Annotated in this window: 15 protein-coding genes and 1 pseudogene; 11 read left to right on the top strand and 5 right to left on the bottom strand. The window is 71.4% G+C overall.

What is annotated here, in order from left to right; genetic code table 11:
* The first annotated feature begins 204 nt into the window (after positions 1–204).
* The 6 genes from ACGF0D_RS42290 to ACGF0D_RS42265 all read left to right on the top strand — a co-directional run bounded on the left by ACGF0D_RS42290 (position 205) and on the right by ACGF0D_RS42265 (position 6,021).
* Entirely contained in the window at positions 205–2,994 is a 2,790-nt protein-coding gene (locus ACGF0D_RS42290; protein ID WP_392925626.1) for a BTAD domain-containing putative transcriptional regulator, read from the top strand.
* 90 nt (positions 2,995–3,084) lie between these two features.
* A complete protein-coding gene (locus ACGF0D_RS42285) occupies positions 3,085–3,570 on the top strand; it encodes a hypothetical protein (RefSeq protein ID WP_392883398.1) in 486 nt (161 codons plus the stop codon).
* Positions 3,567–3,869, top strand: a complete 303-nt coding sequence (locus ACGF0D_RS42280; protein WP_392883396.1) for a hypothetical protein — start codon at positions 3,567–3,569, stop codon at positions 3,867–3,869. Before ACGF0D_RS42285 ends, ACGF0D_RS42280 begins: the two co-directional genes overlap by 4 nt.
* Before the next feature lie 158 nt (positions 3,870–4,027).
* The gene (locus ACGF0D_RS42275) at positions 4,028–4,930 is read left to right on the top strand and encodes a SigB/SigF/SigG family RNA polymerase sigma factor (RefSeq protein ID WP_392925624.1); all 903 of its coding nucleotides are present in this window, start codon (positions 4,028–4,030) and stop codon (positions 4,928–4,930) included.
* A gap of 79 nt (positions 4,931–5,009) precedes the next feature.
* Positions 5,010–5,405, top strand: a complete 396-nt coding sequence (locus ACGF0D_RS42270; protein ID WP_392883393.1) for an STAS domain-containing protein — start codon at positions 5,010–5,012, stop codon at positions 5,403–5,405.
* A gap of 136 nt (positions 5,406–5,541) precedes the next feature.
* Entirely contained in the window at positions 5,542–6,021 is a 480-nt protein-coding gene (locus ACGF0D_RS42265) for an ATP-binding protein (protein WP_392925622.1), read from the top strand.
* A gap of 15 nt (positions 6,022–6,036) precedes the next feature.
* On the opposite strand, the gene ACGF0D_RS42260 is transcribed toward ACGF0D_RS42265, so the two are convergent.
* Positions 6,037–7,107 carry a YihY/virulence factor BrkB family protein gene (locus ACGF0D_RS42260; RefSeq protein WP_392925620.1) on the bottom strand — a complete coding sequence of 357 codons (1,071 nt, stop codon included), beginning with the start codon at positions 7,105–7,107 and terminating at the stop codon, positions 6,037–6,039.
* 342 nt (positions 7,108–7,449) lie between these two features.
* On the opposite strand from ACGF0D_RS42260, the gene ACGF0D_RS42255 reads away from it, so the two are divergent.
* Both ACGF0D_RS42255 and ACGF0D_RS42250 read left to right on the top strand, forming a co-directional pair.
* Positions 7,450–10,569 (top strand): phosphocholine-specific phospholipase C, encoded by a 3,120-nt coding sequence (locus ACGF0D_RS42255; RefSeq protein WP_392925618.1) that lies wholly within the window; start codon positions 7,450–7,452, stop codon positions 10,567–10,569.
* Positions 10,570–10,678: 109 nt separating this feature from the next.
* Entirely contained in the window at positions 10,679–11,995 is a 1,317-nt protein-coding gene (locus ACGF0D_RS42250) for a M14 family zinc carboxypeptidase (protein ID WP_392925616.1), read from the top strand.
* A gap of 168 nt (positions 11,996–12,163) precedes the next feature.
* On the opposite strand, the gene ACGF0D_RS42245 is transcribed toward ACGF0D_RS42250, so the two are convergent.
* Both ACGF0D_RS42245 and ACGF0D_RS42240 read right to left on the bottom strand, forming a co-directional pair.
* Positions 12,164–12,586 (bottom strand): heme-binding protein, encoded by a 423-nt coding sequence (locus ACGF0D_RS42245; RefSeq protein ID WP_392925614.1) that lies wholly within the window; start codon positions 12,584–12,586, stop codon positions 12,164–12,166.
* A 22-nt stretch (positions 12,587–12,608) separates the two neighbouring features.
* Positions 12,609–13,805, bottom strand: a complete 1,197-nt coding sequence (locus tag ACGF0D_RS42240; protein WP_392883385.1) for an MFS transporter — start codon at positions 13,803–13,805, stop codon at positions 12,609–12,611.
* A gap of 319 nt (positions 13,806–14,124) precedes the next feature.
* Between ACGF0D_RS42240 and ACGF0D_RS42235 the strand changes: the two genes are divergently transcribed.
* The gene (locus ACGF0D_RS42235) at positions 14,125–14,751 is read left to right on the top strand and encodes a hypothetical protein (RefSeq protein WP_392925612.1); all 627 of its coding nucleotides are present in this window, start codon (positions 14,125–14,127) and stop codon (positions 14,749–14,751) included.
* A gap of 325 nt (positions 14,752–15,076) precedes the next feature.
* A pseudogene (locus tag ACGF0D_RS42230) lies at positions 15,077–15,854 on the top strand (IS5 family transposase).
* Here ACGF0D_RS42230 and ACGF0D_RS42225 read toward each other — a convergent pair.
* Positions 15,823–16,305, bottom strand: coding sequence for a hypothetical protein (locus ACGF0D_RS42225; protein ID WP_392925610.1), 483 nt, complete (start codon positions 16,303–16,305; stop codon positions 15,823–15,825). The pseudogene ACGF0D_RS42230 and the gene ACGF0D_RS42225 overlap by 32 nt on opposite strands.
* Positions 16,306–16,821: 516 nt before the next feature.
* On the opposite strand from ACGF0D_RS42225, the gene ACGF0D_RS42220 reads away from it, so the two are divergent.
* A complete protein-coding gene (locus tag ACGF0D_RS42220) occupies positions 16,822–17,313 on the top strand; it encodes a hypothetical protein (RefSeq protein WP_392925608.1) in 492 nt (163 codons plus the stop codon).
* Here ACGF0D_RS42220 and ACGF0D_RS42215 read toward each other — a convergent pair.
* The gene (locus tag ACGF0D_RS42215) at positions 17,279–20,980 is read right to left on the bottom strand and encodes a CHAT domain-containing protein (RefSeq protein WP_392925606.1); all 3,702 of its coding nucleotides are present in this window, start codon (positions 20,978–20,980) and stop codon (positions 17,279–17,281) included. The two genes, ACGF0D_RS42220 and ACGF0D_RS42215, sit on opposite strands and share 35 nt — an antisense overlap.
* Between the last annotated feature and the right edge of the window lie 154 nt (positions 20,981–21,134).

The raw sequence follows: 21,134 nt of genomic DNA, 5'->3' as shown, positions 1-21,134 counted from the left end.
GCCCCCCCACGGGTTTCACCCACCCCGACCCGCTAAAGTACACCTCCGCGCAGCCGCCCTTGCACGCCGCCTACCCCTGTTAGTCCGCGGGGGGGGGGGGCCCGGCCCGGGCCCCCGCCGCCCGTGGACCAGGGGAGACAACGCTCCGCGATCGACAGATCGCCTGCCGTCATATGATTGTCATATACATCTAAGGAGTGGTGCGTGGAGTTCCGACTGCTGGGCTCGGTGGCCGTGGTGGCCGAGGACGGCCGGGAGCTTCCGGCCGGATCGGCCAAACGCCGCAGCCTGCTGGCCATGCTGCTGCTGAACCCCGGAGCACCGGTCACCGTCGAACGGCTCACCGAGGCCCTCTGGGCGGACGAGGCGCCGCCCCGGCACTCGCGCACCGTCATCCACAACCACGTCTCCGGACTGCGCGCCCTGCTCACCGCCCACGACGCCCCCGCCGCCGGCATCGAACTCGTCACCGACAACGGCGCCTACCTGCTACGGACACCCGACCACGCGGTGGACACCGTACGGTTCGAACAGCTGGTGGCCCGCGCCCGCACCCTGGACGACGACGCCGCCCTCGCCGCCGCCGCCCTGCGCGAGGCACTCGCCCTGTGGCGGGGCCCCGCCCTCACCGGCACCACCCCCGGCCTGCCACTGCAGGCCGCCGCCCAGGCCCTGGAGGACCTGCGGCTGGCCGCCGTCGAGGAACTGGCCCGCGCCCACGGCCGGCTCGGCGACCACGGCGCCGCCGCGCACCTGCTGCGCACCGAGGCCACCGCCAACCCGCTGCGCGAACCGCTGGTCGCCGAACTCATGCACGCCCTCGGCCGCGCGGGGCGCCGCTCGGAGGCCCAGGACTGGTTCCACCGCACCCGCCGCGCCCTGGCCGAGGAACTCGGCATGGACCCCGGGCCCGCACTCACCGACGCCTACGACCGGCTGCTGCGCACCGACGCCCCGCCGAGCCCGCCCGTACCGGCCCCCGACCCGGCCCCCGCCCCCGAAGCCGCCCCCGCCCCCGTCCAGGTCCCGGTCCCCGTCCTCATCCCCGTCCCCGAGCCCACGCCCGCCCCCGCGCCCTGGCCCTTCCCTCGCCGCCCGCGCGGCTTCGCCGGCCGGGAGGACGAACTGGCCGCCGTCGACCGGGCCACCGCCGCCCCCGGCGCCGTCGCCGTGCTCACCGGCGGCGCCGGCGTCGGCAAGACCGCCCTCGCCCTGTCCTGGGCGCACCACCGCCACCGCGACTTCCCCGACGGCCGGCTCTTCGTCGACCTGTGCGGCCACAGCACGCTGCCGGAACGCGACACCGCCGCCGTGCTGCGCGAACTGCTGCTCGCCCTCGGCCTGCCCGCCGAGCGGATGCCCGCCACCCCCGAGGCGATGGCCGCCCGCTACCGGGAGCTGACGGCCACCCGCCGGATGCTCATCGTCCTGGACAACGCCCGCCGCTCCGAGCAGGTCCGCCCGCTGCTGCCCGACGGCGACGACTGCGTCACCCTGGTCACCAGCCGCGACCGGCTCGGCGGCCTGGTCGCCTCCGACGCCGCCCGCCCGGTGCCGCTGGCCGAACTGTCCTCCCCGCAGGCCGTCTCCCTGCTCGCCGCCACCCTCGGCCCCGACCCGGTCGCCGCCGAGCCCGAGGCCGCCGCCCGGCTGGCCGGCCTGTGCGACGGCCTGCCGCTGGCCCTGCGGCTGGCCGCCGCCCGCCTCGCCACCGGCCCGGCCCGCACACTCGCCGCCCTCGCCGACGAACTCGCCGACGAGCAGGACCGCCTGGACCTCCTGGACGTCGAGGACACCAGCGTCGCCGCCGCCCTGGCCCTGACCGTCCAGCACCTGAGCGACCCCGCCCGCCGGACGTTCCGCCGCCTGGGCGCCCACACCGGCACCACCCTCGACAGCCGCACCGCCGCCGCCCTGGCCGGCTGCCGCCCCGAGGAGGCCGCCGACGCCCTGGCCCAACTGGCCACCGCCCACCTGATCGTCCAGATCGGCCGGGACGCCTACACCCTGCACGACCTCGTCCGCCTCTACGCCCGCAGCCTGCCCGGCGACACCGACGCCCAGGTGCTGCCCCGCCTGCTCGACCACCTGCTCAACACCCTGCTCACCGCCTGCGCCGCCGCCGAACCCGGCAGCGAGCCGTGCTGCACCCTGCCGCCCGGCACCCGCCGCCCCGCCGAGGTCCGCCCCTTCCCCGACCGGGCGAGCGCGCTCGCCTGGTACGCCGCCGAACGCGACACCCTGCGCGGGGCGGTCGAGGCGGCGGTCGCCGCCGGACTGCACGACCGGGCCTGGCGCCTGGTGCTGCTCCAGTGGCCGCTGATCGTCTGGCAGGTCCGGGACGGCTGGGTGCCGTTGCTCGAACACGGCCTGGCCGCCGCCGAGGCCGACCGCGACCCCGGCGCCCAGTCCCGCGCCCGGGCCCTGCTGGGCTGGGTGCTGCTGGAGGAGGGCCGCCCCGGGGAGGCCCTCGTCCACCTGGAACGCGCCCCCGACCTCGCCGACCGGGCCGGCGACGGCACCGCCAGGGCCGTCGCCCTGGTCAACCTCGCCGTCGCCCTCGCCCGCCACGGCGACCGGGCCGGCCGGGCCCGGGTGGGCGGCCTGCTGCTGAAGGCCCTGTCCCTGGCCGAACGGGCCGACCGCGCCGACCTGGTGGCCCTCGCCCGCCAGCACCTCGCCCACGAGTGCCTGGCCGGCGGGGCCGCCGAGGAGGCCGCCCACCACGCCGCCCGCGGCCTGGCCGTCGCCGAACCGCCCTTCCCGGTCACCCGCCGGGTGGTCCTGCAGACCCTCTACGGCCGCGCCCTGGCCGCCACCGGCCGCCCGGAACAGGCCGCCCTCCACCTCGGCGCCGCGCTGCGCGAGGCCCGCGCCCACCAGTACGGGGAGGGCGAGGCGCAGGCCGAGGCGGCCCTGCGCGCCCTGCCGACCGGCACCGCCGCCGCGGCCACCCCGGCCACGGTGGCCGCCGCCGTCGGCGCGCAGCACTGACGGGCCGACCCGCAGGGAAGGATGGACACATCGGGCCGAGCCCGGGCAGCGGGCGAAGCCGGCACACCACCCGCCCGAGGGGGCCGCGCGATGACCAAGCCGCAGGAGCCGAACGGCCGGTCCGAAACGCTGGAACTGTACCTGCTCGCCGTGGAGATGGCCGACCGGATCTCCGCCCGCCGGGGCAGCGCCAACACCTTCTTCCTGTCCGTGCAGACCGCGCTGGTCACCCTGATCGGCTTCGGCATACCGAAGCTGTCGGAGTCCCCGTGGTGGGTGGCGACGGCCGTCGCACTGGCCGGCATCACCCTCTCCGGCGCCTGGTGGATGCAACTGCGCAGCTACCGGGACCTCAACGGCGCCAAGTTCCGGGTCATCAACAGCCTGGAGGAGAAGCTGCCCGCGCGGATCTACACCGAGGAGTGGGACGTCCTTCGGAACAGCGCCGCGACCGGCCGCCGCCACCGGCACTACACCGAACTCGGCACCACCGAACGGCTCGTGCCCGTGATATTCGCCCTGGCCCACCTGATCCTGCTCACCGGCACGCTCGCCACCGGCACACTGGCCGTATGAGCCACCTCGACCCCATCGCCGACCTGATCCGCTCCTGCCTGCCCACCGAGGCCAGACCTCCCGCGGGCTCCGACGACCTCTTCCGCATCTACGCCGTGCTGCTCCAGGCCAAGGGCGAGCAGGTCACCGACGAGGACGTCCACAACGCCTGGACGGCCTGGACCCAGACCACCGACGACACCCACCGGGCCCTGGTGCCCTTCGACGACCTCGACGCCCCCACCCGCGCCCTCGACGCCCCGTACACCCTCGCCATCCGCACCGCCGCCCGCCGGCTCCACCACCCCACCGCCCCTTAGGAGTCGGGGCCTCTTCGTGGCGGTGCCTCCCCCTCGACCCGGCCGCGGCCCGGACGCCCGGCCGGGATTCACGAAACCTCCACGTGCCGCCACTGCATCGATCGGCCGAGGCGGGGTATCCGGGGCGTTCGACCGTGCCGACACGAGGAAGGACTCCGATGGTCACGACCACTGGTGAACTGACCGCCTCCGCCGCTTCGCCGACGAAGGACCCCTCCCGCACGGCCGCCCCCGCCGCGCCGGCGCTGCGCGACCTGCTGCCACCCGAGCTCGCCGCCGCCGGGGACCCGCGGGAGGTCCCGCCGGCCGACGCCCGCGAACTCACCCGGGTGCTGCTGCGCCGCCTCGCCGTCCTGGAGGAGGGCACCCGGGAGTACTCGTACGTGCGGTCCACCCTGGTGGAGATGAACCTGTCCCTGGTCCGGTTCGCGATCCGCCGCTTCAACGCCCACCGCGAGCCGCAGGAGGACCTGCTGCAGGTCGGCGCCGTCGGCCTGATCAAGGCCATCGACCGCTTCGACGCCGAACTCGGCGTCGAGTTCACCACCTTCGCCCTGCCCACCGTGCTCGGCGAGATCCGCCGGCACTTCCGCGACACCACCTGGGCCGTCCACGTGCCCCGCCGCCTCCAGGAGCTGCGGATCGTCCTGGCCAAGGCCCAGGAGCACCTGGCGCAGGAGCTGGACCGGGCCCCCACGGTGGCCGAACTCGCCGCCCACCTCCAACTCGCCGAGGACGAGGTGATCGAGGGCCTGACCGCCGCGAACGGGCACACCGCGGGCTCCCTGGACACCGGCACCGAGGACGACGACCGCCCCGGCAGCCTGGTCGAGCGCATCGGCGAGGAGGACCCGGACCTCTCCCGGGTCGAGGACCTCGTCGCGCTCAAGCCGCTGGTCGGCGCCCTGTCGGAACGCGAGCGGCTGATCCTGTCGATGCGCTTCTGCGAGGACCTGACGCAGTCGCAGATCGGCGCCCGCCTGGGGCTGTCCCAGATGCACGTCTCCCGCCTCCTCGCCCGCACCCTGCGGCGCCTGCGCGAAGGGCTGGAGGAGGACTGAGCCGGCGCACCGACCCCCCGCTTGGCCGCGGGACGCCGCCTACGTAAGGTCGGAGGGCACGGACATGGAGGGGACGACGATGATGCCATCCGACGACGACCGGCGGGACCACGCGCCGGCGGCCTCCCCGTACCGTGCCGAACTGGCGGTACGCACCCGCCCCGTGGCCTCCGGCGCGGTGGTCTGCGTCCTGGCCGGCGACCTCGACATCGAGACGCTCGCCCCCGCCGCCGACACCCTCACCGCCCTGGTCGCGCAGCGGCCCGGCGCCGTGGTGATCGACCTCGCCGAGGTCGGCTTCTGCGACTCCTCCGGCCTGAACCTCCTGCTCAAGACCCGCCTCGCGGCGGGGGAGGAGGGCGTGGACCTGCACCTGGCCGCGGTGCCGCCCACCGTCATGCGGGTCCTCGAACTGACCGGCACCCGCGCGGTGTTCTCCATCCACGCCTCCGCCGAGGAGGCCCTGGCGGCCTGAGCCGGTCCACGTTTCGCGGGACGCGGCGTCCCGGCGTGCCGCGCCGCGGCGGCCGCGTGTCCGGCGCAGGCATAATCCCGAAAGCGCCGGGAAACCGACCATGCGAACCGCCGTCGATCCGAAAGGGCGCCCTCACATGACGATGAGCCGGGGAACCCTGGACGGCGAAGCGCACCGGTGCGGCCCGGCGCTGCCGCCCGGCGGCCAGCGCAGACGGCTGCCCCTGGCCGGGCTCCCCAAGCCCGTCGCCCGGGCCCGCGCCTTCACCACCGAGGCCGTCGGCGACTGGTACGCCCCCACCGGTGCGCCCGGCGCCCACGAGGGCGTCGGCGCGGACGTCGTGCTGCTGGTCGCCGAGCTGGTGGCCAACGCCATGCTGCACGGCGGCGGCCCGCTGGAGCTGGTCCTTGACGCCACCGGGCAGCGCCTGCGGGTGGAGGTCAGCGACCGTAGCCCGGCCATGCCCGCGCTGCGCCTGCCGCACGAGCCGGCCCTGCCCGGCGGCCACGGCCTGTTCATCGTGGAACGCACCGCCGACCGCTGGGGCGCCGAGCCGCACGGCCAGGGCAAGGCGATCTGGGCCGAGTTCGACGCCCACCGGCTGGCCCGCGGCTGAAACCGCGCTCGCCCCTCAGGCGGGCCGGCCGCCGCGGTCCTTCCCGCCGTCCCCGTCCTCCCCGCCCTTCCCGTCCTCCCCGCCGTCCCCCTCCGGCTCCCCGCGCTCCTCCGGCTCCTCGGGCGGTGACGGCTCGTCGTGGAAGAACACGTCGACCCGCTGCTCGGGCCGGCGCTCCTCCTGCCGGGCGACCGAGGACAGCACCGCCACGTCGGCCTCCGTCAGCGGCGGCTGCAACAGGCTGCGCGGCCACAGCCGCCGCACCAGCACCACGTTGACCTCGGCCGCGTACACGGTGACCTGCGCGGCCAGGTAGAGCCAGAACAGCAGCCCGATCACCGTCGCGAAGAACCCGTAGACCTGGCTCGCGTGCCGCAGCTCGTGGGCGACCAGCAGCGAGCCGGTCGCCTGCAGGACGGTGAACAGCGGTCCGGCGAGCGCGCAACCCGGCCACAGCGACCGCAGCGGCACCTCGTGCGGGGTGAGCACCCGGAAGCAGGCCAGGCACAGCGCGGCGTTCACCAGCGCCGAGACGACCAGCCCCTCGACCCGGGCGGCCGGCCCGGCCAGCGTGCCGCCGACCAGCGAGGCGGCGGCCGTGCCCAGCACCAGCCCGCTGCCCAGGACCGCGAACAGCAGCATGCTGCGCGCCAGCCGCGGCCAGTAGCCGGGCCGCTTCACCCCCGGCACGTTCCAGACCTCGGCCATGGCGTGCTGCAGCACCTGCGCGATGCCCAGCGCGCCGTACAGCAGTCCGAGCGCGCCGATCAGCAGCGCCAGGCCGCTGCCCTGCAGCGAGTGGACGTTGCGGCGCAGCTGGTCGCCGATGATCGGGAAGTCGGCGAGCGCGGAGTCCAGCACCGCGTGCTGCGCCCCGGGGTGGCCGTGCAGGACGAAGCCGAGGGCGGTGCTGAGCAGGAGCAGCAGCGGGATCAGGGCGACGAAGCCGTAGTAGGTGATCAGGGCGGACAGCAGCCCGCCCCGGTCGTCCCCGTACTTGCGCACGACGCCGATCACCAGGCCGGGGGCCCGGTGGCGCTGCTGGAAGCGGTCCACGGCCCGCAGGCCCCGCTCGATGGGGTTCACGCCGCGCGTCTGCCCGTGTCCGCGCGGCCCGACACCCCGGCTGTGGCACACGGGTGACGGGGGAGTGCGCGGGGCGCCGGGACGGGCCGTGCCGGGCCGCCCGGTGGGGCTCCTGACGGCCGGTCCGGGCTGGTTGACGGATCAACTGATTGATCAACTGTCGTCAAGTTGTCTGTACAGCTCGGAGTCGATTGCCGGTCATCGACCCGTCATCGGACACCACGGCTGCGTCCACCTCGGTCTCGTACACATAACGGGTCCGGTCCGAACCGCGCGGCCGGCCCCCGTACCGGAGCCCCCGTTCCGAAGACCCGCGGTCCGTCAGCAAGGAGCCCCACCCCCATGAGTCCGAAGCCCGAACTGTCGCGCCGCAGCATCCTCGGCGGCGCGGCGGCGGCCGCGGTGCTGTCCGCCCTCCCGATCAGCGTCCAGCAGGCGCTCGCCGCACCGGCCCGGCCCGGACGGCTGGCGGACATCCAGCACGTCGTGGTGTTCATGCAGGAGAACCGCGCCTTCGACCACTACTTCGGCACCCTCGCGGGCGTCCGCGGCTTCGGCGACCGCACCGCCGTGCGCGGCGTCGACGGCCGCTCGGTCTTCCACCAGCCCGACCCCGGCCGCAAGGAGGGCTACCTGCTGCCCTTCGCGATGAACGCCGCCCACACCAACGCCTACCAGCAGGGCGCCCCGTCCTTCGGCTACGGCGACTCCATGAACGCCTGGAACGACGGCCGCGCCGACGGCTCCGTCACCCGCCGCTCCTCCGGCTGGCTCGGCCAGGGCTACTACGAGTCCGCCGACATGCCCTTCTACCACGCCCTCGCCTCGGTGTTCACGGTCTGCGACGCCTACTACGCCTCCGTGCAGTGCAACACCAACACCAACCGCGACCACCTGATGACCGGCACCAGCGGCGGCACCGTCCGCGACACCCCGGTGACCGACAACACCGAGATTCCCGGCGGGTACGAGTGGACCACCTACGCCGAGCGCCTGGAACAGGCCGGCGTCAGCTGGAAGACCTACCAGGCCATCGACAACTTCGACGACAACGCCCTCGCCTGGTTCGCCCCCTTCGTCAAGGCCAAGCCCGGTGAGCCGCTCTACGAGCGCGGCATGCGCGCCGTCGGCGACCCCGCCAAGAAGAACGACCCGTTCGCCATGGGCGACGCCCTCGTCGAGGCCTTCACCGCCGACGTCCAGGCCGACCGCCTCCCGCAGGTCTCCTGGATCGTCGCCCCCGCCGCCCTGTCCGAGCACGCCAACTACGCCCCGCCGAACGGCGAGCACCTCACCTCCCGGCTGCTGTCCGCGCTCGCCGCCAAGCCCGAGGTGTTCCAGAAGACCGTCTTCATCCTCAACTACGACGAGCACGGCGGCTTCTTCGACCACCAGCTGCCGCCCGTCCCGCCGCTGGCCGACGGCCGCGGCAAGTCCAACGTCCCCGTCGACGGCGAGGTCGTCGTCCGCGTCTCCAAGGGCTCCTCCACCTACCACCGGGTCGTCGGCCAGGACGGCAGGTACCGGGTCAAGGCCGCCGACGGCACCCTCACCTGGTCCGACACCCTCCCCGCCGGCGAGACCCTCGTCTCCGGCCCCTACCCGATGGGCCTGGGCGTGCGCGTGCCCATGGTCGTCGTCTCACCCTGGACCCGCGGCGGCGTCGTCGACTCCACCGTCTACGACCACACCTCCGTGCTGCGCTTCCTCGAACAGCGCTTCGGCGTCCAGGAACCCAACATCAGCGCCTGGCGGCGCGCCGTCTGCGGCGACCTCACCGGCATCTTCGACTTCTCCGGCCGCAACCCCGCCTGGCCGCAACTGCCCGACACCAGCGGCAACCGCCAGAAGGTCACCGACACCGGCAAACTCCCCGCCCCCACCGTGCCCAGCCCGCAGACCTTCCCCCGCCAGGAACGCGGCACCCGCTCCTCCCGCCCCGCCCCCTACAACCTGCTCGTCAAGCCCCGCCTCAAGGGCGACGAACTGACCCTCGACTTCGTCAACCAGGGCCGCCAGGGCGCCGTCTTCGCCGTCTACCCCGCCCCCGGCGAAGCCCCCAAGCACTACACCGTCGCCGCCAGGAGCCGGCTGTCCGACGTCTGGAAGGTCGGCCCCGCCGGCTACGACCTGCGCGTCCACGGCCCCAACGGCGCCCTGTGGCACCTGCGCGGCGACACCGCCTCCGCCTACGAGATCTCCCTGTCCGAGGAGAGCGACGGCAAGGTGCTCGAAGTCGACGTCATCAACCGCTCGCGCACCGCCCAGACCTTCCTCGTCGGCGACCTCGCCTACGGCGACGGCCTGCGCGAGGTCCGCGTCGCGGCCGGCGACGACCGCACCGTCAACCTCAAGGTCGGCCCCGAAGGCTGGTACGACGTCGCCGTCGGCGTCCAGGGCGACCTCGGCTTCCGCCGCCGCATCGCCGGCCGCTTCCCCTGGGACGACCGCACCGTCACCGACCCCGCCCTCGGCCTGACCGACCCGTTCACCGTCGACCTCGCCCTCGGCGCCGCCTCCACCACCATCGACGAACCCGTCCTGCTGCCCGGACGCCCCGCCACGATCACCGCCACCCTCACCGCCACCACCGCCCTCACCCGCCTGGAAGCCCAGCCGCTGCTCCCGCCCGGCTGGAGCGCCACCCCCGTCACCGCCGCACCCGACAAGCTCGCCGCCGGCGCCACCGCCACCGCCGTCTGGCAGGTCACCCCGCCCGCCCAGCTGCCCGCCACCGCCACCCACCGCCTGCTGGTCACCGCCCGCGCCCAGGCCGACGGCCGCCACGCCGTCGCCGACGGCGAACTCGCCGCCCGCCCCGCCCCGGTGATGACCGGCCACCTCCTCGACGAGGACTTCGAATCCCTCGCCGACACCCTCAAGCCCGAATCCGGCCTGCTCGGCTGGACCGCCCAGGCCCCCAAGGGCTGGACGGTCGTCAACGCCCCCGCCATGCCCCAGGGCACCGCCCGCCTCCAGGGCTGGACCTTCCACACCAAGCGCGAATGGGCCGCCCTCGGCGCCCAGGACCGCGGCAACTTCACCCGCGCCCTCGGCGTCGTCGCCGTCGCCGACCCCGACGACTGGGACGACACCGGCTCCCCCTCCCGCAAGGGCGTCTTCGACTCCACCCTCGCCTCGCCCGCCGTCACCATCCCGGCCGGCACCGACACCCTCCACCTCGCCTTCGACTCCCACTACCGCCAGGAAGCCCCGCAGAAGGCCTCCGTCACCGCCGTCTTCGACAACGGCACCGAGACCCGCCTGCTCGCCTACAGCTCCGATGCCACCGGCAACGACAACGCCGGCAAGGACGCCCAGAACACCCGCATCACCCGCAGCTTCGCCGTCCCCGCCGGAGCCCGCACGGTCACCCTCAAGTTCCGCATGTACGACGCCGGCAACAACTGGTACTGGGCCGTCGACCACATCCGCCTCGACACCCGCCCCATCACCGGCTGACACCCCCAGCCCCGTCCGGGCCCGTCCGAGCCTCCGCGCCCGGGCGGGCCCGGCCCCCTCCCGCAGCAGGTACAACTACTGCCACGACCACCAGGGGAGGACACCGAGAATGACCGACACGACGACACCCGCCGGCCGGACCACCCGACTCCACGACCACTACCCCAGCCTCGACGAACTCACCGCCACCGCCCACCGGTTGGCCGCCCAGTGGCCCGACCTGTGCCGGGTGCGCACCATCGGCACCTCCCGCGCCGGACGCCCCCTCACCCTCCTCACCGTCGGCCGCGACGCCCCCCACAACCTCCTCGTCGTCGCCGGCGCCCACGCCGACGAGTTCGCCTCCCGCGCCGCCGTCACCGACCTCGCCCACCACGCCCTCACCACCCGACGCCCCGACCTCGCCTGGCACTTCCTGCTCTGCCTCGACCCCGACGGCGCCCACCTCGCCGACGGCAGCCGCACCGCCCGCACCCTGCCCGCCTACTTCGCCCACTACTACCGCCCCGCCGCCGAGGACCAGCCCGAATGGGCCCCCGCCATCGGCTCCGACCTCCCCGAGAGCCGCGCCCTCCTCGACCTCATCGACGAACTGCGCCCCACCCTCCAGTTCTCCCTCCACAGCACCGACGTCGGCGGCACCTTCCTCCAGGCCACCATCGACCCCGCCCCCCTCGCCCACCCCTTCGCCCGCTCCGCCGCCCACCACGGCATCCCCGTCGAGACCGGCAACTTCGACACCTTCCACCTGCACGAATCAGGCCCCGGCGTCTACCTGATGACCCCCCACCACATCGACCACCAGGAGACCGCCACCGGCATGCTCACCCCCCACCAGGACACCGGCGGCGGCCAGGCCGGCACCTGGTTCGCCCCCCAGCGCCACGGCGGCCAGACCGTCCTCGTCGAAGTCCCCGCCTTCACCAGCGCCCACCTCGGCGACCCCCGCCCCGCCGACGCCGTCCGCCGGCACCTGCGCACCCACGCCGACCGCCTGCGCCACCGCGGCACACTCCTCACCGCACTCCTCGACGCCGCCACGCCGTACCTGCGACACCCCGACACCCCGCTGCTGCGCGCCGCCCGCACCCCGCTCACCGCCCTGCACCAACTCGCCGACCAATGGGACCCCGACGTCCACGGACACGACCTGATGCGCACCCCGCTCACCCGCGCCCGCCTCGCCGGCATCGACCTCTGGGCCCACCGCATCCCCGTGCGCGCCGCCGCCCTGCTGCGCCGCGCCGTCCGGCCGGCCGGCGCCCCCGCCGCCCGCGAGGCCGCCCGCCTCGACCACCTCCTACGGGACTGGTGCGCCCAGTACCAGCAGCGCTTCCAGCCCGTCTGGCTGCCCGTCGCCCGCCAGGCCGCCCACCAGGCCGACACCGTCCGCGCCGCCGTCGCCCTGCGCCACCCGGAGTACTAGGAGCTGCCGCCGCCGGGGCAGGGCCCGGTGCCGGGCGGGCTCTTGGCCCGGTGGCGCCACGGCTGCGGCGGTCCCTCGGTCCGGTGGTCCCGGGGCCCGGCGGCCCACGGCCCCAAGACACCGGCGGCCCCGGCCGGTGGGCCGGGGCCGCCAGGACCGGTCGGTGCGTCAGCCGAGCTGCCGCAGGGCGGTGGTGGCGAAGGCGTGGTCCTGCTCGGGGGCGCCGCCGCCGACGCCGAGGGCGCCGACCAGCCGGCCGTCGCGGTGGACGGGGATGCCGCCGGCGATGAACAGCAGCGGGCGGTCCAGCGCGGTGGGCAGGGAGTGGAACGGCCCGTCGGGCTTGACCAGGTCGACCAGGTCGGCGGTCGGGGCGTTCAGCTGGAGGGCGGTGTACGCCTTGCGGGTGCTGGTCTCGCCGGAGATCAGCACGGCGCGGTCGTCGCGGCGGAAGGCGAGCAGGTGGCCGCCCGCGTCCAGGACGGTGACGCTGACCGGCACGCCCGCGGCCTCGGCGGCGGTGCGGGCGGCGACGAGGAGGGTCTCGGCGTCGGCGGTGGTCAGCGGGGCGACGGCGGTGGCGGTGCTCATGGTGGTTCTCCGGTGGGGGTTCTCAGTGGTGGGCGGGGACGGGTGCGGGCGCGGCGGCCGTGGCCGGCCGGCCGGAGGTGCGGCGCTCCAGGGCGGCGGACCACAGGGCCAGCAGCAGGGCGGCCGCGGCGAGGGCGGCGCCGACCCAGTTCGGCGCGGTGTAGCCGAGGCCGGCGGAGATGACGGCCCCGCCGAGCCAGGCGGCCAGCGCGTTGCCGAGGTTGAAGGCGCCGATGTTGACGGCGGAGGCCAGGGTGGGGGCGCCGTGGGCCTGGTCCAGGACCCGCTTCTGGAGCGGGGGGACGGTGGCGAAGCCGAGGGCGCCGACGAGCAGGACGGTGACGGCGGCGAGCGCCTTGCTGTGGGCGGTGAGGGTGAACAGCGCCAGCACCGCGGCGAGTCCGCCGAGGGTGGTGTAGAGCATCGGCATCAGCTTGCGGTCGGCGTAGCGGCCGCCCAGCAGGTTGCCGAGGAACATGCCGACGCCGAACAGCACCAGCAGCCAGGTGACGGAGCCGTCGGAGTAGCCGGCGACGTTGGTCATCATCGGGGCGATGTAGGTGATCGCGGCGAAGACCCCGCCGAAGCCGAGCACCGTCATCGCCATCGCGAGCAGCACCTGGGGGTTGCGGAAGGCGGTCAACTCCCGGCGCAGGTGGGCGCCTTCGGGGCGGGGCAGGGTGGGCACCAGCCGGGCGATGCCGAGCAGGCCGACCACGCCGAGCGCGGCGACGACGCCGAAGGTGGTGCGCCAGCCGACGGCCTGGCCGATGTAGGTGCCCAGCGGCACGCCGACGATGTTGGCGACGGTCAGCCCGGTGAACATGGTGGCGATGGCGCCGGCCTTCTTCTGCGGGGCGACGAGGTCGGCGGCGACGACGGAGCCGATGCCGAAGAAGGCGCCGTGGGCGAGCGAGGTCACGATGCGCCCGGCCAGCATCACGGGGAAGGACGGGGCGAACGCGGAGAGCAGGTTCCCGGCCGTGAACAGGCCCATCAGCAGCATGAGCATGGTCTTGCGGCCGATCCGGGTGCCGAGGGCGGTCATCAGCGGCGCGCCGAGGACCACGCCGAGGGCGTAGCCGGTGACCAGCAGGCCCGCGTCGGGGATGGAGACGCCGTAGTCGCCGGCGATCTCGGGCAGCAGGCCCATGATCACGAACTCCGTCGTCCCGATCCCGAACGCGCCGATGGCCAGGGCGATGAGAGCGAGAGGCATGGGCCCAACCCTTCTGTGGTTGCTTGAGCGAGCGCCTTGCATGCCTCGACAATAGTTGCATACGCGCGATAAGTGCAAGCGCGGACAGTGGGCATGCGCCATGAGGCCGAAGGGGGGCGGAGGTGTGACTTCAGTAGCTGTTGCTCAATCGATCTTGGTGATCGTGCGTTCGAGCCCGCCGGCCCAGTGGGGTGGTCCTCTGATCGGATGGGCATGAAAGTGGGGCCTCCCGCACAGCTCGGGTGTCAGGACACCGTGGGGCCTTGCCCTCCCGCCTCCGGTGTCGCCGGTAACGGATAGCCTCGGCGGGAGCGGGCGGTTGACGGGAGTGGACGTGGACATCGAGGAGATGCTGGAGCGGCTCGGCGCGGTGATCGGGCCGCCGCCTGCGGGCGGAGTGGTCCCGGTCCCGTGGGAACTCGGGCGCGAGGAGCTCGGTTTCCAGCTGCCCGCGGACTACCGGGCGTTCGCCGACCGGTACGGGATGGTCAGCATCAGCGACGAGCTGCACATCTGCACACCATCGACAGCGCTCGGTCCCTACGTCGGGGGACCGGTTGGCTTCGAGGGATTCCTCTACTTCACGACGGAACCCTACGGATACTGCGCCATGCTGGCCCAGGCCTACGAGGGCGGGGATCACGACGAGTGCCCGTATCCGCTGTTCCCGGCCGAGGGCGGACTGCTGAAGTGGGGCAACAACTACAACTCCGACCACTTCTTCTGGCTGATGCGGGGCCCGGACCCGGACCAGTGGCCGATCGCCGCCAAGTTCGACTCGATGCTGGAGTGGGACCTGTTCGAGGGCGGCTTCCTGGAGTTCCTGCTGGCCGCAGTGACGGAGCAGTATCCGTACCACGGGGACGTCGTTCCCGGCGGGATGAAGCAGGTCGGGGACGGCCGTTCCTATCGCCCTCGGGGTGACTGGTCGAAGATTCGGAAGTGAGCCCGCGAACATGGCCAACGGCCGGGTCGGGGTGGCTCCGGCTTGGCGACCTGGCCAGCCGTTGTCGTGCTGATCGCGGTGGACATGGGTTCGATTGCGGTAGCTCGGTCGGGCGGTTTTGTCGGGCGCTGTGCATGAAGGCAGGGCCCCTGGTGCGGCTCGGGTCTGTCGAAGACCGTGAACACGCCAGGAGGCCCTGTTGCCGCAGTTGTACGCACTCGCGCCTGCCGATTCCAACTCGGCTGCACGATCGTGTGATTGCCTCTCGCACCGGTTCGGGAACGCCGGTGACCGGCCGCACAGGCGGCCGAGGTACCCGTCCGACATGAGCGACGCGGGATGGGCGGTCGTCCGCGACGCGATGCCGATTCCGGGGTGGCTGGAGGGACACGGTGGGGGCCGGAAGGCTATTGCCACCGGCAGATGGTCGACGCGGTGCGCTACCTGGTCGCGGGCGGCATCGCCTGGAGGGCGGTGCCAGCGGACTTTCCCGCGTGGGACCGCGTCTACGCCTTCTTCAGGCGCTGGCGCGACACGGGCCTGGTCGCCGAGTTCCACGACCGGCTGCGCGACCGGGTCCGTCAGGCCGCGGGCCGTGATCAGGAGCCGACCGCCGGGATCATCGACTCCCAGTCGATGAAGGGGGCAGCGTCCGTGCCGGCGACGAGCCGGGGCTTCGATGGCGGGAAGAAGGTGAACGGGCGCAAGAGGCACATCGTCGTGGACACCCTCGGGCTGCTGCTGGCCGTGATGTCACCGCAGCCTGTGTCACCGACCGCGAGGCCGGCCGGACACTGCTGGAGCGACTACGGATGCGGCACTGGCGCATCACGCTGGTGTGGGCCGACGGCGGATACACCGGGCGCCTGGTCGACCTCGCCCGCGACGTGCTGCGGATCGCTCTGACCGTGGTCAAACGGACTGACGACACCTCGGGCTTCGTGGTATTGCCGAAAAGGTGGCTGGTGGAAAGGACGTTCGCGTGGCTGATGCGATCACGCCGCCTGGCCCGCGACTACGAGACCCGCACCGACACCTCCGAGGCGATGATCCGGTGGTCGATGAGCATGGTCATGAGCCGCCGACACCGGCGACCATACTGAACATTCCCGGACGATTCTCGGCCAGCCAGCCCCGCGCGGCCAAGCGCTTCACCTTCGACCGCACCCCCTCGACCTTCGCCGCGACCACCTCCAAACCCAAGGCCGCCGCGAGCTGCCGACAGTCCATCACCTCCCCGCCCCGATCGGCCATGACCTCCACGAGCCGCTGGTAGTCAGGCGCCAGCGAGCTCGGATCGAGGCCTTCCCTCCAGACGGGCACCACCGATCCGGGCACCATCGAGGCGACACGCGCCGGCCCGACGCCGGTCACCACGACCGACGGCACCTCCTCGCTCGTGCGAGGTTCCGCCAAGACTTCGGCCACCATCTGACGGGCGATCACGAATCGCTCCCACACAGCCTCCGCTTCCCGCAGTTCGGCATGCAAGACCTCCACCCGCTGCCGAGCAGCACGCTCGCGCTCCTCCAACAGCCCCATCACCGACGGCATCCGGCACCTCCACCGCAGAGACGACACGACACCCTGTCTCTGCCACCGAGACGCCTGCACCATGCCTGACCAGCAGAAACGCACCCATCGCTCTCGGAAAGACAACGCCTTCTCAACGGATAGTTTGCGATTCCGACCTCATTGACCTGGGTTGCGACTTGTAGTTTGCGAGCCGTTGCGAGTGTTACTTTGCGAGAAGTTGTTCGGCGACGGTGGCTCTCTGTGACTGCGATCCAGCGGCGCGGGGTGCGCCATGACTCAGACAATGGGACGGCAGCCGCGGAGCTTGACCGTGCCGAGGTCGTGCCCGACTCGCTTTGTCCACCAGCGCAGGCGCGCGGTACTCACCTCCGCCGAAGCGCTGACCGCGACTCGAACAGGACCGACTGCCCTCGGCCAGCGGAGGATTGCAGCGAATTCCCACGTCCCCTCGAGCCCAGGGGCTTGCGGACCGGGTCGGCGCAGAATCCAGTCCGCGCCTCTCTCCGCCCAATACCCGACGGTCACAGCGGCAGCGTGCTCAAGAACAACTGTCCGACCAATGCGTCCTCCTCCGATCTGGAGTGGGCCCAGAGTCAGGCTAGGACTGAAGGAGAGTTCCTGGGTAGTCTGCGCGGTGACCTCCTCGCGAACCGGGAAGATGCTGTGGACAAAGGGCGGGCTGTCGACCTCGAGAGCGAGGCGGATCTCCTCGACTATCGCGCCGCCCGGAGGGCGCAACGAGAAGGGCAGGCGGATCAGCCGGAACTGCTCTCCTCGGGCCAGTCGGTCGCGCATAACCGGATCGACGGCCGGATGATGTTCCAGAGTCTCGAAACTCAAGCAGTCGAGAAAACGCCGGGGCAGGTGAACGACCGGGGCGAGGGCGCCCGGTTGCGGCCGTTCAATAGGGTTTCCGCGAAGGTCGGTCGCCTCGAGTGGTTCCAGCGGCAACTCGACCATATCGTGCGTCCACGATTCGAACAAAATGGATTCACTCATGAGCCGGATCAGCCCCCCAGTAGATGAACGGAGCCCAATAGTAAGGGTGTGGATATTGAGTTCGATGCTCCAGCATTGAGTCCCGCAGCGCGGTCGCCATGCCTCGTTCGCCCGAACGCCGGTACGCTTGCTCCATCAAGGTGCGGGTGGATGCGGAGTCGACGGCCCACTGACTCGCGATGACAGTGCTCGCGCCAGCGATGAGGAAGGCGCGGACCAAGCCCTCGCTCTCGTCGACCGGGCTCACGGAGATCCGGTTCGTTTCGCAGCCGCTCAGTACGACGGTCGTCCCGTTCAAGCGGATTCTTTCGATGACGTCCCGTGCTGTGAGCACTCCGTCGAACAGGTGTATCCCGGATTCCAGCGGGTCGTCGGCGTCGAACCAGCCGTGTGCAGCAAGGTGGAGGATCCGCGCGCCGGGGGCGACGTCGATGACTCGTTCGCACGTGGCATCGCCGTCCAGATGCGCTCCCGTGCCGAGCGTGGCGGCAATCGTCGTCGCCTCAGCTGAGAAGTGGGGGTCACTTCCACGGGAGAACGCGAACACGGACGAGGCGGTTCCAGCCGCACTTCGTGCCAGCCGCTGTTGCCTTCGCATGGGGCCGGCGAATGTCAATCCCGGCAGATGGCGGACAACACCGATATCGGTAAGAGTGCGGCCCCCAGCCGCTGCCAGCGGAAGAGCATGGAGAGGCAGCTCGTGAAGCAATCCGTGTGGCAAGAGCACGAGCTCCCGCGCGTGAGCGAGATGGTCGGCCCATGCCGGGGGCACAAGCGCGTCCATCAACCCCGACCAGCTTGCCGCGAGACTCTGCTCTGGCGATGCCGGTTTGAGCCACAAGTCCGCCGCGGCCAACTCAACGTAGGATGCGAGTCTGTTCCAGCCGATGGCCGCGTCGGCGGCGAGGATCTCGCTTGTCCCGCTACGCAGCAGGAAGCTGATGCACCTCTCCGGCGTGGTGTACCAGGCCAGGACGACCGTGCCAGAGCCGAGGCCGTTGGTGAACTCATTGAGGTCGGAGGGCGTGAGTGCGGCCCCTCCCCGGATCCGCGCCAGCTCGGGGAAGTCTACGGCGAGTTCATCGAGGACTCTGCCCAGATCTGCCTGGGCCCTGGACAGAGCCCAGTTGAACTCCGCAGACTCACCGCCCGCCTCCGAGATCCCCCTCGCGTCGAGTTCTTCGGCCGCGTAGAGCACTTTGAGCCGGCTTCTCGCCTCCGCCTCCCGCCGGGCAAGATCATCGGGGACATAGTCGGGCAGCGGGCAGCGGCTACCGACCTCAGTCAAGAACCGCCTACCGCGCCCGCGATCTGCCGTCAGAAGAGCCGCCCCGTAATGATGGTGGCCATATTCGATCAGAACCGCCTCCGCGAACGGCCACCAGAACTCCTCGTCGACCCGGAGCAACCGCAGGTCCTCGTCAGTCAACTCCATCATGCGCCGGCATGCCTGGAGGAGCATGGCTTCCCTGTCTTTCCGGACCACCTCTGTCCAAGTGTCGGCGTGCGCGGTGCGCAGCCTGTTGAGCGCATTGTAGAGACGTACTGAGGCCTGTCGGGTGCGGTAGGGCATGGCTTTCGAGCGGGTCTGCTCCAGGACTTTCATGAAGTACCGGGCAGCCTCTTGAAGGTCTTCCGGATCGCCCTCCACGTCATACAGGCTGCGGTGCCCCTCGCCGAGGCTGATCAGGCACGAGTAGTACGAATCTGTATCTCCGGGCGACAGGACCTCCAGCGCCTCACGGAGGACCCCCTGGGCTTTCCGCATGGACCTGCTGTCCGTCGCCCGTATCAGGATTTGCTGCCCGAGCCGGAGGCTGAACCTGCCGAATATAGGAAGGTCTCCGCGCAGCTTGGCGTTCCTCCGAGCGATATCGAAACCTACGAGATCCTCCGGGATGCCGGCGTCCGGAACCGGTTGTTCGAAGGGTCCACCCGAGACGCGATTCTTGGTGTCCATTCCACGCGATTCGCCCAGTACCTCACCGAACGCAGCCTCGATACCCACGGCCGCGCAGCGGCGCAACAGCCGTGCATGGCGCTCGATGTCGGCTCTTTGAAAAGGGAGAACGCGCTGCGTCATGTCATCTATGTAGCGCAAGGTCGCGTCCGACAGATATGCTTCACCATGGTGCTTGATCAAGCCCCGGGTCTCGGACCACGTGCCGACCTCAACCAGCCGCTGGACGAGTTCGCCCGGCGCGGACTCCGGCAGCCGGGCGAATGCCGTGTCGAGGCCGTCCCTCTGTACGGCTGCGGTGAGCTCACCTAGTGTCTGGGCTGCAGCCCGGGACTCCTCGATGCCTTCTATGTCGCGGAATACGGGCACCCCCTGCGCGAAGACCTCTTCGAACAGCTCTCGATGAAGGCTGAAGAATCGCTTCCGCTTAATCCAGCTGTCCAGCGTGGCGAAGGCGGCGACAGCTCGGATGAAGGCTGTCATCGTTTCCCGCGCCTGCTCACTCTCGGCGATTGCCAATTGCGCGCCAACCTGTTGCACCCGAGTAAGAAATTGGCGAGTAACAGTGCACTTGGCCATCCGGTACCTGTCGGTCGTCTGCAGGTACTCGCGCTCCACTGCCACCACGGCGTGAAAGAGGACCTCGGGCGTGGCCCGGTTCAAGTCATCAACCCGCTCGCTAAACGATGAGGCATTGAGCAGGTGCATGCCGAGGATGTGCCCTGCCAGATCCGGTCTCGCTTTCGCATTCGCGATAGCGCGGCGAAGGCGCTCAACCTGTCCTTGCCCCTGGTCCGCGAGTCCTGCGGCTCGATACAACGCGAGTGCCTGCTCTGCATACTCCAGCGCAACGTAGAAGTCGGCATCCTCTGAGTATGCGTTGGCCAGGAGGGCCAGCGACGTGGCCTGGCCCACCATGTCCCCACCCGCGCCTCGTAACTCGGCTGCGCGTTTCAGAGTGTCGATCCCGCGATCTCTTTGGCCGGTTTCCAGGAGCAACTTCGCGGCGTTGCTCAGGATGCTCCCGCGCAGAGCCAGATCACTATCGCTGGTCGCCGAGTACGCCGCCTCGTAGGTTTCATCGGCCTCTTGATGCCGGCCAAGCGCGCGAAGCAGATTGGCCTTGTTCGTGAGAAGCATTGCAGCCATGTGGCCCGACGGCACTATGGGCAGGATACTGTCGTATGCCTCCATCGCCTCCTCAGTACGGCCAAGAGAATCGAGAATAGCCCCCTTGTTTATCACCAGCGTGCATCGAGCATTCAGGTCGATATGGTCGGACATATAAGCTTCGGCTCGGGCTATTCGATCGATCGCGTCAGACCAACGCTTGGCCCGGTTTAACACGTGGCTCTGGTTCAGGTAGAGCTGGAAGTAGAAGAACGGATCGGCTCCGGTCGGCGGATCAGGCATCGTGTCTATCTCAGCCAGAGCCGCCCCGTAGCCACCTGTGTGACTCAGGGCCCCGGGAAGCACGGATGCCGCAACGACCCATGCTTCTGGGCTATATGCGCTATTAATGACGTGACGGGACCAGAACACCACTTCCTGCCACGCAGCAAGGTCGATCGCATACCTGAGGAAGCTGTAAGCCTCCGGAGGGGACACCGTCATCCGCGAAACCCGAACAAGATAAACCGCTTCGCGAAGCGCTTCTAGTGCCGGGCCGTTCGTCCCGTCCGCGATCTGCTGGCCCAGCTGGTCAAGCACGTTCCCCACCGACGGTTCCGTCATACACCAAGGATGCCACGTTTTCTGACATTGCGTCACCTAGTACCAACGCCGTTCAGTTTGGGCTTGCCGGAGAACAAGTCGTTGCTTCCGGCTTGGTAGCTCGTTGCTGTGGTATGGGGAGACCGGAGGGGATCGAGGCGGCCCTGGCCGCGAA

The organism is Kitasatospora sp. NPDC048298 (assembly GCF_043201465.1).
Taxonomy (GTDB): Bacteria; Actinomycetota; Actinomycetes; order Streptomycetales; family Streptomycetaceae; genus Kitasatospora.
The sequence above is the reverse complement of the archived record's forward strand: the minus strand, read 5'-3'. Positions and strand labels throughout refer to the sequence as shown.